Origin of the sequence: Streptomyces sp. CC0208 (assembly GCF_003443735.1) — a bacterium.
Taxonomy (GTDB): domain Bacteria; phylum Actinomycetota; class Actinomycetes; order Streptomycetales; family Streptomycetaceae; genus Streptomyces; species Streptomyces sviceus.
This window is the reverse complement of sequence record NZ_CP031969.1, coordinates 4,743,836-4,758,884: the sequence shown is the minus strand read 5'-3', so window position 1 is coordinate 4,758,884 and position 15,049 is coordinate 4,743,836. Positions and strand designations below refer to the sequence as shown.

The 15,049-nt window shown below is 69.9% G+C and carries 13 protein-coding genes and 1 rRNA gene; 9 read left to right on the top strand and 5 right to left on the bottom strand.

From position 1 onward, the window contains the following. Window positions 1-4: 4 nt before the first annotated feature. A complete protein-coding gene (locus tag D1369_RS21795) occupies window positions 5-1,012 on the bottom strand; it encodes a bifunctional lytic transglycosylase/C40 family peptidase (RefSeq protein WP_007383031.1) in 1,008 nt (335 codons plus the stop codon). Window positions 1,013-1,100: 88 nt separating this feature from the next. After that, window positions 1,101-1,823 (bottom strand): trypsin-like peptidase domain-containing protein, encoded by a 723-nt coding sequence (locus D1369_RS21790; protein WP_086023208.1) that lies wholly within the window; start codon window positions 1,821-1,823, stop codon window positions 1,101-1,103. Window positions 1,824-1,937: 114 nt separating this feature from the next. Between D1369_RS21790 and D1369_RS21785 the strand changes: the two genes are divergently transcribed. Next, window positions 1,938-2,831, top strand: coding sequence for an alpha/beta hydrolase (locus D1369_RS21785; RefSeq protein WP_118082578.1), 894 nt, complete (start codon window positions 1,938-1,940; stop codon window positions 2,829-2,831). Between the two features lie 319 nt (window positions 2,832-3,150). On the opposite strand, the gene D1369_RS21780 is transcribed toward D1369_RS21785, so the two are convergent. Next, window positions 3,151-4,065, bottom strand: coding sequence for an oxidoreductase (locus tag D1369_RS21780; RefSeq protein WP_037900640.1), 915 nt, complete (start codon window positions 4,063-4,065; stop codon window positions 3,151-3,153). A gap of 71 nt (window positions 4,066-4,136) precedes the next feature. On the opposite strand from D1369_RS21780, the gene D1369_RS21775 reads away from it, so the two are divergent. The 8 genes from D1369_RS21775 to D1369_RS21740 all read left to right on the top strand — a co-directional run bounded on the left by D1369_RS21775 (window position 4,137) and on the right by D1369_RS21740 (window position 14,204). Further along, on the top strand, window positions 4,137-4,754 hold the full coding sequence (locus D1369_RS21775) for a TetR/AcrR family transcriptional regulator (RefSeq protein WP_007383034.1): 618 nt from the start codon (window positions 4,137-4,139) through the stop codon (window positions 4,752-4,754). A 268-nt stretch (window positions 4,755-5,022) separates the two neighbouring features. Continuing rightward, a complete protein-coding gene (locus tag D1369_RS21770; protein WP_037900643.1) occupies window positions 5,023-6,381 on the top strand; it encodes a S53 family peptidase in 1,359 nt (452 codons plus the stop codon). Between the two features lie 601 nt (window positions 6,382-6,982). Continuing rightward, window positions 6,983-7,291, top strand: coding sequence for a hypothetical protein (locus D1369_RS21765; RefSeq protein ID WP_007383036.1), 309 nt, complete (start codon window positions 6,983-6,985; stop codon window positions 7,289-7,291). Window positions 7,292-7,537: 246 nt separating this feature from the next. Next, complete coding sequence (locus tag D1369_RS21760; protein WP_007383037.1) at window positions 7,538-8,368, top strand: hypothetical protein; 831 nt, start codon at window positions 7,538-7,540, stop codon at window positions 8,366-8,368. Continuing rightward, window positions 8,358-9,686: a hypothetical protein gene (locus D1369_RS21755; RefSeq protein WP_007383038.1), complete on the top strand. Its 1,329-nt coding sequence runs from the start codon at window positions 8,358-8,360 to the stop codon at window positions 9,684-9,686. Before D1369_RS21760 ends, D1369_RS21755 begins: the two co-directional genes overlap by 11 nt. Continuing rightward, window positions 9,683-11,242, top strand: a complete 1,560-nt coding sequence (locus tag D1369_RS21750) for an SCO6880 family protein (protein WP_037900645.1) — start codon at window positions 9,683-9,685, stop codon at window positions 11,240-11,242. Before D1369_RS21755 ends, D1369_RS21750 begins: the two co-directional genes overlap by 4 nt. Before the next feature lie 10 nt (window positions 11,243-11,252). After that, window positions 11,253-12,662, top strand: coding sequence for an ATP-binding protein (locus tag D1369_RS21745; RefSeq protein WP_007383040.1), 1,410 nt, complete (start codon window positions 11,253-11,255; stop codon window positions 12,660-12,662). Between the two features lie 15 nt (window positions 12,663-12,677). Beyond that, the gene (locus tag D1369_RS21740) at window positions 12,678-14,204 is read left to right on the top strand and encodes a type IV secretory system conjugative DNA transfer family protein (protein ID WP_037900648.1); all 1,527 of its coding nucleotides are present in this window, start codon (window positions 12,678-12,680) and stop codon (window positions 14,202-14,204) included. A 67-nt stretch (window positions 14,205-14,271) separates the two neighbouring features. On the opposite strand, the gene D1369_RS21735 is transcribed toward D1369_RS21740, so the two are convergent. Together D1369_RS21735 and rrf are read right to left on the bottom strand one after the other, a co-directional pair. Continuing rightward, window positions 14,272-14,817 carry a GNAT family N-acetyltransferase gene (locus D1369_RS21735; RefSeq protein ID WP_037900651.1) on the bottom strand — a complete coding sequence of 182 codons (546 nt, stop codon included), beginning with the start codon at window positions 14,815-14,817 and terminating at the stop codon, window positions 14,272-14,274. 82 nt (window positions 14,818-14,899) lie between these two features. Further along, a 5S ribosomal RNA gene (gene rrf, locus D1369_RS21730) occupies window positions 14,900-15,016 on the bottom strand. Window positions 15,017-15,049: the final 33 nt, after the last annotated feature.

Sequence of the window (15,049 nt, the reverse complement as noted above, 5' to 3'; positions counted from 1 at the left end):
TCGGTCACACCGTGGTGGGCAACGCTTTCGCGCCATCTTCGGTGACCCGGGTGGCACCGAAGTACTCAGAAGTGTCGATCGGGTCGAACCGGATCACAGCACCCGTTCTCGGTGCGTCGATCATGTATCCGCCGCCCACATAAATCCCCACATGGTGGATGGCGCGCGAATTGCTGAGGTCCTTGGAGAAGAACACCAGGTCCCCCGGCAGCAGTTCACTTCTGGCCGGATGCGGGCCCGCGTTGTACTGGTCGTTCGCGACGCGCGGCAGCGTGATGCCCACACTCGCGTACGAGGCCTGCGTCAGCCCCGAACAGTCGAAGCGTCCGCCCTGCTCGGCGGTACCGGTCCCGCCCCACAGATAGGGCGTCCCGAGCTTCTTCTGCGCGTAGTAGATGGCGCCCGCGGCCTGCTGGGAGGGATCGACGCGGCTCGTGGGCGCCGCGAAGCTCTCCTCCAACGTGGTGATGGTCTTCACGTAGTTCTGGGTTTCCTTGTACGGCGGCACGCCCCCGTACTTGATGACCGCGTACGCGCCCGCGTTGTAGGAGGCGAGCATGTTCTCGGTGATGTTCCCCGGGACGTCCTTCACATAGGACGCGAGCGAGCAGTCGTAGGAAGCCGCCGAGGGAATCGCGTCGTTGGGGTCCCAGACGTCCTTGTCGCCGTCCCCGTCCCCGTCGACCCCGTGCGTGGCCCAGGTCCCCGGAATGAACTGCGCTATCCCCTGCGCCGCCGCGGCGCTCTGGGCCTTGGGGTTGAATCCGCTCTCCTGGTAGAGCTGGGCGGCGAGCAGGGCCGGGTTGATGGCGGGGCAGAGGTTGCCCCACTTCTGCACGAGGGGTTGGTACGCGGCCGGAACGGCCCCCTTGGCCAGGGCCCTGGTGGCCCCGCCGACTCCGTTGGCCAGGTTGCCCGCGACGACGTAGACCCCCACGACGAGCAGCATCACGAAGCTGAGCCCCGCCCCGAGAACGGCGCCCGCAACCAGCCACGCCTTACGCACCGTCAACCGCCCCTCGCCCGCCGGGAGTCCGCCCGCGCCAGTCTAGGAGCTTCCCCGAAGGAAACCCGGGTACTCGGCGGGGTCGGCGCAAAGATCAGCGCATGGCGTCACGGTGGAGCGCGCGGGCCTCAGCCCCGAGGACCACGCTGTACGACACGTCGGGCGTCGCCCCTCCCCCCTCGTGCCCGCCCAGCACCCCCACGACCTGCCCGTCCCCGTTCACCCAGGGACTGCCGCTGGTACCCCCCGGGAACGCGGGGCACGCTATTCGCTGCTGCGTGCGGCTGTGCGCGGTCGGCTTGTTGGTGCAGCTGATCGGCACGTCACGCGAGGAGGGGTAGCCGGTGACGGTGACGGCGGTGGCCCCGGTGGCGGTGCCGGTCGCGAAACCGTTCCCGCCGACGACGTCCTGGACCTTCCCCTCCACCGTGGCGAAGGCGACATCACTGTCCTCGTCCTGCCCCTTGGACCACCCCTCGGGCAGGTACCGCGTCCGCACCCGCCACCTGCCGTACGGCGCCTTGCCGTCCCGGTATCCGGGCACGAACACGAGGTCGTCGTCGCCGTCGAGACAGTGCGCGGCGGTGACGAGCAGGTCCCGGTGCGGGCTGCGCACGACGGAGGCGGTGCAGTGGTGCTGTCCGCCGTTGAACAGCGGCCCCACGCGGGCGGTCGGCGAGTTCGCCGCGGCGACCGTCGTCACCCCGAAGGGTCCCGCCCCGTCGTCGGCGGCCGCCTCGGAGGCGGAGGTGACGGTGAGCAGGACAACGGCGGCGTGGAGAGCGATACGTGGCGTGCGCTTCACGGAAGAAAGCATTCCGCACCAAGGTGAGAAACGCATCAAGCGGAGGTTTCGCGACACCTCGGCGACGGTGTGGATCCCGCGCCCCGGGGCAGCCGACCCTCGACGACGGGGGCCCGGGAGGCTGGAGTGTTCGACGGATTCGAACTGACGCGGTGCGAGGGCGAGGACGGCGTCCGGCTGCGCGTGCGGCACGGGGGCGGCGGACCCGCCGTACTGCTCCTGCACGGGCATCCCCGCACGCATGCCACCTGGCACCGTGTCGCCCCGCTGCTGGCCGCGGCGGGCCACACCGTCGTCTGCCCCGACCTGCGCGGCTACGGCCGTTCCGACAAGCCCGCGACCGACCCGGAGCACCGCCCGTACTCCAAACGGGCGATGGCCGGCGACTGCCTCGCGGTCATGCGCCGGCTCGGGCACGAGCGGTTCGCGGTCGTCGGGCACGACCGGGGCGCGTACGTGGCCACCCGTCTCGCCCTGGACCACCCCGAGGCGGTGTCCGCCGTCAGCGTGCTGGACGCGATCCCCATCGGGGAGGCCCTGCGGCGCTGCGACGCCGGCTTCGCCGCGAGCTGGTGGCACTGGTTCTTCCTCGGCCAGACCGCCAACCCCGCCGAACGCGTCATCAACGCCGACCCCGACGCCTGGTACACGGCCTCGCCCGAGCAGATGGGCGCCGAGGCGTACGAGGACTACCGGCAGGCGATCCACGACCCGGCCACCGTGCACGCCATGTGCGAGGACTACCGGGCCGGCCTCGGTGTGGACCGCGAGCACGACGACGCCGACCGGCGGGCCGGTCGGCGCATCGACCGCCCGCTCCAGGTCCTGTGGGCCACGCGTGACGACATGGCCGACCTCTACGGCGACGTCCTGGCCGTCTGGCGCGACTGGGCGTCCGCCCACCTGGAGGGCGGACCGATCGACTCGGGACACCACATGGCCGAGGAGGCGCCGGAGGCTCTCGCGGGCGCACTGCGCACGTTCTGGGCGAAGACCGGCCACACACGCGGGACCCCCTGAGCAACCCCGCCTCCCCACGGGCTCTCACCGGCACCCGCTCCGGGAGAAGGCGGGCCACACGACCGGCACTCCCTGCGACTCAGACACGGGGCCGAAGCACAGCGTCCGGACTCACCCCCGCACCCTCACCCCACGCACGCTCCGGGAGAAGGCCGGCCACAGACCCCGAACCCCCCTGAGGCTCAGACACCGGGCCAAAGCACAGCGGCCAAACGCACCCCCGCACCCCCACCAACTCCCACCAGCCCACCGGCGCACGCCCTCGGAGAAGACCGGCCACACACCGGGAACCCCTGAGGCTCAGGCACCGGGCCGGAGCTCAGCCCCGCGTCTCCACACCCTGGGGAAAACGCGTCCCCGTCAGCTCCTCCGACGCCGTCCACAGGCGCCGGGCCACGGCGGGGTCGCTCGCGGCCGCGCTGCGGCCCACCAGCGTCGGCGCGCCCCGCATCTCCCCGAGCCCGTCCGGACCCACATAGCTCGCCCCCGGCAGATCCTGCGTCGCCGCGTACAGCGTGGGCAGCGCGCCCGCCATGTCGTCCTGCGCCAGGAACCTGTTGCCGAACTTCATGAACAGCCGTGCCGCCGAACTCGACGCGTGGCTCTGGAGGTTCGTGGCCGCGTAGCCGGGGTGCGCGGCCAGGGCGCGGACCCGGGAGCCCGACTCCGTCAGCCGCCGCTGGAGTTCCAGCACGAACAGCAGGTTCGCCAGCTTCGACTGGCCGTAGACGCCCCTCGGGTCATAGTCCGACGTCCTGTTCAGGTCGTCGAAGTGGATCCGCTCGTCGCCCCAGCGGTGCGCGCCCGAGGACACCGTGACGACCCGGTCGGTGACGTGCGGCAACAGCAGGTTCGTCAGCGCGAAGTGGCCCAGATGGTTGGTGCCGAACTGCATCTCGAAGCCGTCCGCCGTCCGCTGCTGCGGGATCATCATCACGCCCGCGTTGTTGATCAGCAGGTCCAGCGGACGGTCCCAGGCCGCCGCGAACTCCCGTACCGACGACAGGTCCGCCAGATCCAGCCGCCGGACCTCCGTGCTGCCGTTCACGGTCCTGGCCGCCGCCTCGCCGCGCTCCGGGTCCCGTACCGCGAACACGACGTGCGCGCCCGCCCCCGCCAGGGCCTGCGCGGCCCGGAGTCCGATACCGCTGTTCGCCCCGGTGACCACCGCCGTGCGGCCGGTCTGGTCCGGGAGCCGGGTCGCGTCCCACTTCTGCTGCTTGTCCGTAGCCATACGCCGAATGTAGACGCCGCCAACAATGCTGTCAATGACAACAATGCTGGCATCGACTACATCCGGATACGATGGCGTCCATGCCAGCCGAGAAGCCCGAGACCCGCCCCTACCACCACGGAGACCTGCGCTCCGCCCTTCTCGCCGCAGCCGAGCGCACCCTCCGCGACAAGGGCACCGCCGCCTCCCTCTCCCTGCGTGAACTCGCCCGTGACATCGGCGTCAGCCACGCGGCACCCGGCCGGCACTTCAAGGACAAGCAGGCCCTGCTCAACGCCCTCGCCCTGGTCGGCTACGACCGCATGGCGGAGGTCCTCGAAGCCGCCGACGATCCGGGACTCCCCCTCCAGGACCGTCTCACCACCCTCGCCCGGGCCTATCTCGGCTTCGCCATCGACAACGCCGAGCTCCTTGAGCTGATGTACGCCCGCAAGCACGAGCCCGACGCCGCCGAGCAGATCGGCGTCGCGATCGACCGCACGGTGGGCGCGCTGGAGCGGGCCATCGCCGCCGCCCAGCAGCGCGGCGAGATCGTCGACGGCGACCCCGAGCACCTCACCCTCGTGGTGGGCACCGCCCTGCACGGCCTGGCGTCCTTCGCCATCACCGGCAAGTTCACCACCGAGGCCGCGATGGGCGCCGTACCGGAACTGGTCCATCACCTGCTGTACGGCCTCAAGCCCCGCTGACCGGGAGGCGCCGACCCGCCCTCGCCCACCGGGAGTTGTGCGCGACGCGTGTAGATGGTCAAGCCGTGACCATCCCCGACCCATCCGCCGGCCATTGATCAGCAATCCCGCAACGCCCTTCAGTAAGGCGGAAGTCAGGATTCCGTCGCCTGTCTTGTTGTCACGTACTCAACAAGGGGATGGTCGTCGCGGGTCGCCGCCCCCACCGGGAACCTCACCGGTGGTCCCCCACCGCAGGCCTCTGCAACCACTCCCTGGAGGCTTTACGTTGCGTACGTCCACCCCCAACACCCCCCTCATATCCGGCAGATGGCGTCGATACGGCTCCGTCGCCGCGGCCACCGGCGCGCTGCTGTTCGCCGGCCTGGGCACCGCCGCGCACGCCGGCGCGGCCACCGCGCCCACCCCCCACAAGGTGAGCAGCAAGGCCATCGCGGCCGCTGTCGCCAAGGCACACGTGACGTACGAGAGCGCGTGTGGCGCCACTCCGAAGAAGGGCTACGCCGCCTGCAACGCCCTGCGCGTCACCGCCGGCACCACCGCCTTCCAGGAGGAGCAGGCCGCGAAGAAGGGCACGAGCCCCGCGACCGTCTCCCCGAAGGCGTCCTCCGCCACCCCGACCGGCTACGGCCCGAGCGACCTCCAGTCCGCCTACGGCCTGACCTCCGCCGCCGCGAACAACGGCTCCGGCCAGACCATCGCCATCGTCGACGCCTACGACGACCCCAACGCGGCGGCTGACCTGGCCACTTACCGCTCGTACTACGGCCTGCCGGCCTGCACCACCGCCAACGGCTGCTTCAAGAAGGTCAGCCAGACCGGCTCCACGACCTCCCTGCCCACCGCCGACAGCGGCTGGGCCGGCGAGATCTCGCTCGACCTCGACATGGTCTCCGCCATCGCCCCGAACGCCAAGATCCTCCTCGTGGAGGCGAGTTCGTCGAGCATGGCCAACCTGGGCAAGGCGGTGAACGAGGCCGTCACCCTGGGCGCCAAGTTCGTCTCCAACTCCTACGGCGGCTCCGAGTCCTCCTCGGACACCTCCTACGACTCCTCGTACTTCAACCACCCCGGCGTCGCCATCACCGTCTCCGCGGGCGACGAGGGCTACGGCGCCGAATACCCGGCCGCCTCCAAGTACGTCACCGCGGTCGGCGGCACCAAGCTGTCCAAGTCCTCCACCACCCGCGGCTGGACCGAGAGCGTCTGGAACACCAGCTCCACCGAGGGCACCGGCTCCGGCTGCTCCTCGTACGACGCCAAGCCCTCCTGGCAGACCGACACCGGCTGCACCAAGCGCATGATTGCCGACGTCTCCGCCGTCGCCGACCCGGCCACCGGCGTCTCCGTCTACGACTCCTACGGCTCCGACGGCACGGGCTGGAACACCTACGGCGGCACCAGCGCCTCCGCCCCGATCATCGCGTCGGTGTACGCGCTGGCCGGTACGCCGTCCAGCGGCTCCTCCCCGTCCTCCTTCCCCTACGCGCACACCTCCGCTCTCAACGACGTGACCTCCGGCAGCAACGGCTCCTGCTCGACGAGCTACTTCTGCACCGCCAAGTCGGGCTACGACGGCCCGACCGGCCTGGGTACGCCGCAGGGCCTCAGCGCCTTCACCGGCTGACCGACCGCTCCTGAGAGTCCCCCGACGGGTCACGGGGGCGCCGCCCCGAGAGGGGAACGTGGGGTTCCCTCGGCGGCACCACGGCAACGGGCCGCGACATCCGGTCGCGGCCCGTTCGCCGTGTCCACCGGGGTCAAGTGACCACCGCCCGCAGTCCACAAGTACCCCCACGCGCACCCGTCCGCCCTCAACGACGTGACGTCGGGCTACGACGGACCGACCGGCTGGGGCACCCCGGAAGGAGTAACCGCCTTCACCAGCTGACTCTCCGTCAACGAGCGGGCCGCGGCTCCCCTTCCGCGGCCCGTTCGTCATGCCTATGGCTCTCCGGGTTAGCCTTCACCCGCAGAACATCGGTGCCAGAAGCGCCGCAGGTCGTAAGAGGGGTCAACGACGGAACCACACGACAGGTTCCGCTCAGGCCTCATTGCCCGGCGTTACTCGCCGTGATACACAGAGTGACCGGACAGTCATTCGTACGAAACCCGCCAACCAATGACGCCAAGTCGACATACGACGGCGGAATTGTCGGCGACAATGATGCCTGACCTCTGCGCACCCGCAGGGGAGACGGAACTACCCACCAGGGGCGGTGACTTACATGCTCTTTGCGGCCGACAAGGGAGACATCAACACCATCATCGGCGGGATCGCTCCGGACTGGGGCCCCTTCGGGGCACTGGGGACCGAGGCGAAGACGATGATCCAGGTCGTCATGGCGGTCGCCATCCTGCTCTGCCTCGGCATCGCCATCTGGGGCGCGGCAAAACAGCGCATCGGCGCCACCGCCCTGCGGGACACCTTCAGCGCGGAACAGGGCAAGGGACTCATCATCGCGGGCCTGACCGGCGTCTTCATCATCGGATCGCTGGGCACGCTCTTCACCATCGTGTACGGCATGGCCGTATAGCCGCCGCGTCCGGTCGACGCACCTCCGGTCCGGCCGGGCGCGCCCGGTACCCCCTCTACCCCACCCGTCCGCAGTGCCCACCGGCTGAGGTTGCGTCCCCCCGATGTCTCCGATCTCCTCGATGACTCCGATGACTCTGATGCCGAGTCACCACACCGCGCCCGCGCGGGAACCAGCGGGGCTACCGTCGTACTCCTACGCGTTCACCCGCACTTTCCCGCACCACGTCGAGGGGGCGTAAGCGGCATGAGTCTCGGAGACGACCAGGAGGGCTCCGGCGGATACGGCGGCACCGGCCAGACCCGCACCCACCTGCCGGGCGGCACCACGGACCCGTACGGCGGAGCCCGCCGCACCGGCCGCTCGTCCTCCCGAAGCCTGGTCACCGTCGTCGGCGTCGTCGTCCTCCTGATCGCCGCGATCGCCTTCGCGAACCGCGGAGGCGACGATTCCTCCTCGGCGAAAAGCGCGGGGGGCCAGCCGAACACCTCAGCAACCGCCCCCACCGGCACCAAGCCGGTCCAGTCCACCCCGGGCACCATCCCCACGGGGTACGCGCACGACGCCCAGGGGGCACAGAGCGCGGCGGCGAACTACGCGGTGGCGCTGGGTTCCACCGCCATGTTCGCCAAGACCACCCGCGACGCCCTCCTGCAGACCGTGATCACTCCCACTCGGGTCGCCGCCCTGGAAGCCGCACTGGACCAGGCGTACACCCCCGAGTTCAACGAGACCCTGGGGCTGAACAGCGACGGCTCCGCGCCCGCGGGCTACACCTTCGTGTCCCGTACCAGCCCGATCGGCACGAAGGTCACCCAGTCGTCCGCGACCGATACGACCGTCGACGTGTGGTGCGGCGGGCTCCTGGGGTTGGCGGGGACGAACTCCACCAACCCGGTCACCAGCAGCTGGTTCACCATCACGATGAAACTCGAATGGACCGGCGACACCTGGAAGATCGTGACGCACTCCCAGAAGGACGGCCCGTCGCCCGTTCCCGGCGACGACAAGGCCTCCAGTGCCGACGAGATGGCGAAGGCCGTCGAGGAGTACGGAGGGTTCACCTATGCCCGCTAGCCGACGCGTACGCACCCTGGCCGGCGCCATCGTCGGCCTCCAGGCCACAGCAGTGCTCATGGCCACGCACGCCTTCGCAGCGCCCACGCCCACCCCTTCGCCGACCCCGACCAAGAGCAGCGACTGCTCGCTGATCGCCCCTCCGGCCAGGGACTACTGCGAACAGGGGGGCGGCACCGGCGGTTCCGGGGGTTCGGCTCCCAGCCTCACCTCCACCCTCGACCCCATGTCCTCCCTCGCCAAAAGCTGCGCCAAGGCCGCCGCCTGGACCATCGGCAAGCTCAGCGAGGCCGTGAAGGAGACCGCCAACGTCGACTTCACCAACCAGAAGTTCCTCCAGCAGTACGCCGTCGTCTTCGCCGCATCGACCATCCTCACCCTCCTCCTGTGGCTGCTCGCCGTCGCCAAGCGCGCGGTGCGAGGCGTCCCCCTCACCACCGCCATCAGCGAGGCGATCGGGTTCCTCTGGCTGACCGTGCTCGCGTCCGCCTTCACCCCCCTGATCCTCTACACCGTCGTCTCCGCCACGGACGGCGTCTCAGAGGTCCTCGCGAAGGCCACCGGCGACCAGACCGACACGTTCTTCGGCACCTTCTCCGGCGCCCTGGAGAAGGGCAACGACATCGGCGGCGGCCCCATCATGCTGATCGTCGTCTCCCTGGTCAGCATCCTCGCCGCCGGAGTCCTCTGGCTGGAGCTCGTCATCCGCGCCGCCCTCCTCTACGTCGGCGCCCTCCTCGGCACCGTCGTCTACGCCGGCCTCGTCGACAAGAACCTCTGGGGCCACGTCCGCCGCTGGGCCGGCATCATGATCGCCGTCATCCTGGTCAAACCGGTGATCGTCATCGTCCTCGGCCTCGCCGGCGCGCTCTCCTCCGACGACGGCCCCGACGCCTTCTCCGCCGTCGTCTCCGGCCTCGCCATCATCCTGCTCGCCATCTTCGCCAGCGCGATGATCTACCGTTTCGTCCCCGGCTTCGGCGACGAGATCGCCGGCTCCCGCAACAACCGCATCATGCAGAACGCCGAGGGCAAGGCCGCCGCGGTCATCAGCTCCCCGGCCACCCTGGTCGCCCAGGGCATCAAGACCCACAGCTCCCGGGCCGACAACAACGGTCAGGCCTCCGGAGGTTCGGGCGCCCGCCCGAGCAACCCGGCGTCCGGCGGAGTCGCCGCCCACAGCTCGCGCACCCCGAACGGAGGCGGCGGATCTGTCCCCTCCGCCGCTCCCGCTCCCCGCACGGGCAACCCGGTGAACACCCCGCACGCCGGCAACCGCAACGCAGGCAGCAACAGCACAGGAGGTGACGGGCGTTGACGACCGAGTCCCACGTGTCGCATACGGTCACGCCCCGCCGTACATATCTGATCGGCCGCGCCCGGCCGAACGCGATCGTCGGCCGCAACCGTGAGTCGGGCGAGATCGCGCTCATCATCGTGGGCGCGTTCCTCGGCATGATGTGCGGGCTCCTCGTCCCGGTCCTGTCCCTGCGCATCGTCCTGCTGATGGGCTTCCCGCTGCTCGCGCTGGCCGCGGTCTACGTGCCGTACAAGCGGCGCACGTTCTACAAGTGGTTCGAGATCAACCGCAGTTACAAGCGGACCCTGCGCCAGGGCACCACCTACCGCTCCTCCGTGATGGAGGCCGGCACCCACGTCGACGGCCGCGAGGTCGAGGTCGGCCCGCCCCCCGGCATCGGCCGGATCAACTGGCTCGCCGCCCCGTTCGGGCCCGACGAGATCGCCGTACTCCTCCACGCGGACCGCCGTACCGTCACCGCCGCCATCGAGATCGAGGGCCCCGGTGTCGGCCTGCGCGACTCCGAGGACCAGGAAGCCCTCGTCGACCGCTTCGGCACCCTGCTCAAGCACGTGGCCAACGGCGACGGCTTCGTCACCCGCATCCAGATGCTCGCCCGCACCCTCCCCGCCGACCCCGACGCCCACGCCAAGGACGTCGCCATGCGCGGCGACGACAGGGCGCTGCCGTGGCTGCAGACGTCGTACGACCAGCTCCAGTCGATGGTGTCCACCAGCAGCGAGCAGCACCGCGCGTACCTCGTCGCCTGCATGCACTACACCCGTGAACTGGCGGCGGAGGCCCACGCGATGGCCCGCGCCGCCCGCCCCCAGTCCGGCCGCAAGCTGGACAAGGACGCGGGCCTCGCAGTCGTCATGGCCCGCGAGCTGACCGACATCTGCTCGCGCCTCCAGGAGGCCGACATCCGGGTCCGCCAGCCGCTCGGCCAGGGCCGTCTCGCGTCCCTCATCCACTCCATGTACGACCCCGACCACCCCATCGACCACATCCAGGCGATGACCAAGCGCAACGCCTGGCCGGCCGAACTCGACGCCATGGAACCCACGTTCCTCCAGGCGAAGACGAGGGAGTCCAGCACCCGCGCACCCTGGTGCCACGCCACGGCCTGGGTGAAGGAGTGGCCGATGACTCCGGTGGGCGTCAACTTCCTCGCCCCGCTCCTCGTCCACACCCCGGACGTCATCCGCACGGTCGCCGTCACGATGGACCTCGAACCCACCGAGATCGCCATCGAGCGCATGCTGACCGAGAAGACCAACGACGACGCCGAGGCCTCCCGAGCCGCCAAGATGAACCGGACCGTGGACCCGCGCGACATCGCCGCCCACAACCGGCTCGACCAGCGCGGCGAGGACCTCGCGAGCGGCGCGGCCGGGGTCAACCTGGTCGGCTACATCACCGTCTCCTCCCGCAATCCCGAGGCCCTGGCCCGCGACAAGAGGACCATCCGGGCCTCGGCCGGAAAGTCGTATCTGAAACTGGAGTGGTGCGACCGCGAGCACCATCGCGCCTTTGTGAACACACTTCCGTTCGCCACCGGCATTCGAAGGTAGGGGCAAAAGCATGCGGGATCCGCTGTCCGTCCTCACCGACGCCTTCACGGCCTTTCTCTTCGGGAAGGTCGAGACGACCCGCCTGCCGGTCCGCACCTCCACCGGCCAGGCGCAGGCGGTCTACCTCCCGACCGCCGCGCCCGGCCTCGGCGACTCGGGCGTGATCATCGGCCGTGAGGTGTACTCCGGCAAGGGCTACATCTACGACCCCTTCCAGCTCTACGGCCAGCAGCTGCCGGCCCCCCACTGGCTGGTCCTGGGCGAGTCCGGCAACGGCAAGTCGGCGCTCGAGAAGACGTACGTGCTGCGCCAGCTGCGCTTCCGGGACCGCCAGGTCGTCGTCCTCGACGCCCAGGGCGAGGACGGCGTCGGCGAATGGAACCTCATCGCGCAGGAGTTGGGGATAACTCCCATCCGCCTGGACCCGATGGCCGCCCTGGACATGGGGATCCGCCTCAACCCGCTCGACCCGGCGATCACGACGACCGGGCAGCTCGCCCTGCTCCGGACCATCATCGAGGTCGCGATGGGCCACGGCCTCGACGAGCGCTCGGGCTTCGCGCTGAAGGTCGCGCACGCCTACGTCAACGAGACGATCGTCGAACGCCAGCCGATCCTCACGGACATCGTGGAGCAGCTACGGCACCCCGAACCCGAGTCGGCCGAGGCGATGAACGTCGACATAGAGGACGTCCGCGCGTGGGGCCTCGATGTCGCCCTGGTCCTGGACCGACTGGTCGACGGTGACCTGCGGGGCATGTTCGACGGCCCGACCACGGTCGGCATCGACCTGGACGCGCCGCTGATCGTCTTCGATTTGTCCCACATCGACCGCAACTCCATCGCCATGCCCATCCTCATGGCGATCGTCGGTGTATGGCTGGAACACACCTGGATCCGCCCCGACCGCAAGAAGCGCATCTTCCTGGTCGAGGAGGCCTGGCACATCATCGCCAGCCCGTTCGTGGCCCAGCTCTTCCAGCGCCTGCTGAAGTTCGGCCGCCGGCTCGGCCTGTCCTTCGTGGCGGTGGTCCACCACCTGTCCGACGTGGTGGACGGAGCGGCGGCGAAGGAAGCGGCAGCCATCTTGAAAATGGCCTCCACCCGTACGATCTACGCCCAGAAGGCCGACGAGGCACGTGCGACGGGCCGCGTCCTGGGCCTGCCCCGCTGGGCGGTCGAGATCATCCCGTCCCTCAGCCCCGGCATCGCCGTCTGGGACGTCAACGGCAATGTCCAGGTGGTCAAACACCTGGTCACCGAGACCGAACGCCCCCTGGTCTTCACGGACCGCGCGATGACGGAGTCCTCCAGCGACCTCACCGACGACGCCCTGCGCGCCGCCGAACTGGAGGCGGAGGAGCGGGCGGCGGCCTTCGTGGAACAGCACATGGGCGACTCCGAGTCGACGGTGGCGTAGGAGGGGCGGACAGTGGTGAGACCGGACGACCGCCACCAGGGCGGTCAGGGAGGCCAAGGAGGCGTCCCGGACGGGCTGTTGGTCGGCATACTCGCCTTCCTCCTCGGCATGACCCTGCTGGTCTGGTCGGCGACGGGCCTCGCAGGCCTGTTCACCCACGGCGACTGGCCCCAGGGCGTCACCTTCACCCGCACCCCCCTGGCCATGCGCCATCTCATCGGTCACCCCGAGGACATCCCCGGCGCCTGGCCCGACACCCCCGCCGGCCAACTCGCCGGATACGGCCTGGTCTGGGGCCTGTTCATCGGCCAGTTGCTGATCCTCATCGTCCTGACGATCTTCGTGATGGGGACGCTGGCCCGCTGGAGGGCGGTACGCGCAAGGACGCGAGCGGAGAAACTGGCGGCCCGTGAACGGCGTCCGGAACCGAGGCCGGTCCATGAGGTACCGGCCCGCGAGGTACCGGCCCCGAGACCGGCGCTGGAGCCGCAGCCGTTGCCGGCCACGGCTCCCCTCCCCGGCGCTCCGCAGCCGCTACTGGAACAGCCGTACCTTGCCGAGCCGCAGCAGCCGACGGCGAGCAGCGCACGGGTGGGCGAGTGGGAAGCACAACGCTCCGCAGGCGCAACCCTCTACGCTCCCCGGGAAGCCCGCCAGACCACCGCCGCCCAGACCATCCGAGACGCGGAGGGCCCCGCCCTCGTAGTCACCTCGAATCCCGCTGTCTGGGCCGACACCAAGGACGCCAGAGCCAAGCTCGGTCCGGTGCACGTCTACGACCCCACCCACCTCTGCGACACCCCGGCCCGCCTCCACTGGTCCCCCACCACAGGCTGCGAGACCAAGGAGACGGCCAAGGCGAGAGCCCAGGCCCTCCTCGCCCCCGTCCGCCCCACCGCCAAGATCGACCAGGCCGTGGCCGACACCGCCGAAACGCTCCTGCGCAGTTACCTCCACGCGGCGGCCATAGAGGCCCGCACCATCCGCCACGTCCACCGCTGGTGCCAGGGCACGCAGGTCCAGGACGCCGTCAGAACGCTCCGCACCCACCCCAAGGCGGCCCCCGGCTCCGCGGGCGAACTCGAAGCCGCCCTCACCGCGCACCCCGAACGCCGTGACATCGCGCAGGAGTTGACCAGCCGAGCGCTGTCCGCACTCTTCACGGTCAACATCCGCGAGGCATGCACTCCCAACCGAAATGATGCCCTCGCCTTGGATTCCTTCGTCGACGAAGGGGGCACGCTTTATGTGGTCGGTGAATCCATCGAGGACCCCAGGACCCACCCGGGCGCGATGCCCCTGCTGACGGCCCTCACCTCAAGCGTGGTCGAGCGTGGCCGGCGCATGGCCGAACGGTCATCCTCCGGTCGCCTCGACCCACCACTCACGCTCGTCCTGGACGACATCGCCGCCGTCGCCCCGCTCCCCCAACTCCCAGACCTCCTGGCCACCGGAGCAGACCGGGGCCTGCCGACCCTGGCCCTCCTCCGGTCCCGCGAACAGGCCCGCACCCGCTGGCCGGACGCGGACCTCCCGGCGTAGAGCCCACAGGTCGAAGCTCCAGTCATCGGGGCGAATGCCTGATGATCCCCGACAGACCGCACCGGAGTCAGACGCGCTCCAGCGCGAACTCCAGCTCGGACTCCCCCGGAGCCGCCGTCAGCGGCACGACGACACCCGTGGGCTCGAATCCCGCCTTGCGGTAGAACCGCTGCGCCCGCCCGTTGTCCTCGTGCACGATCAGTCGCACCCGCTCGGCCCCGTGTGCCCACGCCCACTCCACAGCGGCGTCGAACAGCACATCGGTGAGCCCGTTCCCGCGCTCCTCGGGCCGCACGAACACCCCGACGACATGCCCCTGCTTCCGCTCGACCGGAAACCCGGCCCAGTCCATGGTCCCGGGATCCTCCAGCAGCACGGTCACCGTGCCGACCCAACGCCCGTCCGGCGCCTCCGCGATGACCGTCTGCGCCCCGTCCGCGCCCTCGGCACTCTTGGCCGTCCGCTCCCGCCAGAAGGAGTCGGGCCGTGCCGCGGCCTCCTCGTAGGTCTCCAGGAAGGCGAGAGGCGCGACCGGATCCTGGAGTGCCGCAAGCCGCAACTCCTTCGCGGCGGGCCACTCATCAGGACGGACGGACCGGATCACGTAACTCATACGGGCCAGAGTAGTACCCGCCGGAAGTTGGTGAAACAGAAAAACCCCCGTACCGAATGGCACGGGGGTTTTCTTAAAAATTGTTCGGCGGTGTCCTACTCTCCCACAGGGTCCCCCCTGCAGTACCATCGGCGCTGTAAGGCTTAGCTTCCGGGTTCGGAATGTAACCGGGCGTTTCCCTCACGCTATGACCACCGAAACACTATGAAGTTCGACCGGAAAAAGACACAGT

Coding starts and splice junctions, on each gene's coding strand:
- D1369_RS21780 (WP_037900640.1), bottom strand. CDS start 4,065: ATGGCTACGGACAAGCAGCAGAAGTGGGACGCGACCCGGCTCCCGGAC.
- D1369_RS21760 (WP_007383037.1), top strand. CDS start 7,538: ATGAGTCTCGGAGACGACCAGGAGGGCTCCGGCGGATACGGCGGCACC.
- D1369_RS21755 (WP_007383038.1), top strand. CDS start 8,358: ATGCCCGCTAGCCGACGCGTACGCACCCTGGCCGGCGCCATCGTCGGC.
- D1369_RS21735 (WP_037900651.1), bottom strand. CDS start 14,817: ATGAGTTACGTGATCCGGTCCGTCCGTCCTGATGAGTGGCCCGCCGCG.
- D1369_RS21790 (WP_086023208.1), bottom strand. CDS start 1,823: ATGCTTTCTTCCGTGAAGCGCACGCCACGTATCGCTCTCCACGCCGCC.
- D1369_RS21775 (WP_007383034.1), top strand. CDS start 4,137: ATGGCGTCCATGCCAGCCGAGAAGCCCGAGACCCGCCCCTACCACCAC.
- D1369_RS21765 (WP_007383036.1), top strand. CDS start 6,983: ATGCTCTTTGCGGCCGACAAGGGAGACATCAACACCATCATCGGCGGG.
- D1369_RS21745 (WP_007383040.1), top strand. CDS start 11,253: ATGCGGGATCCGCTGTCCGTCCTCACCGACGCCTTCACGGCCTTTCTC.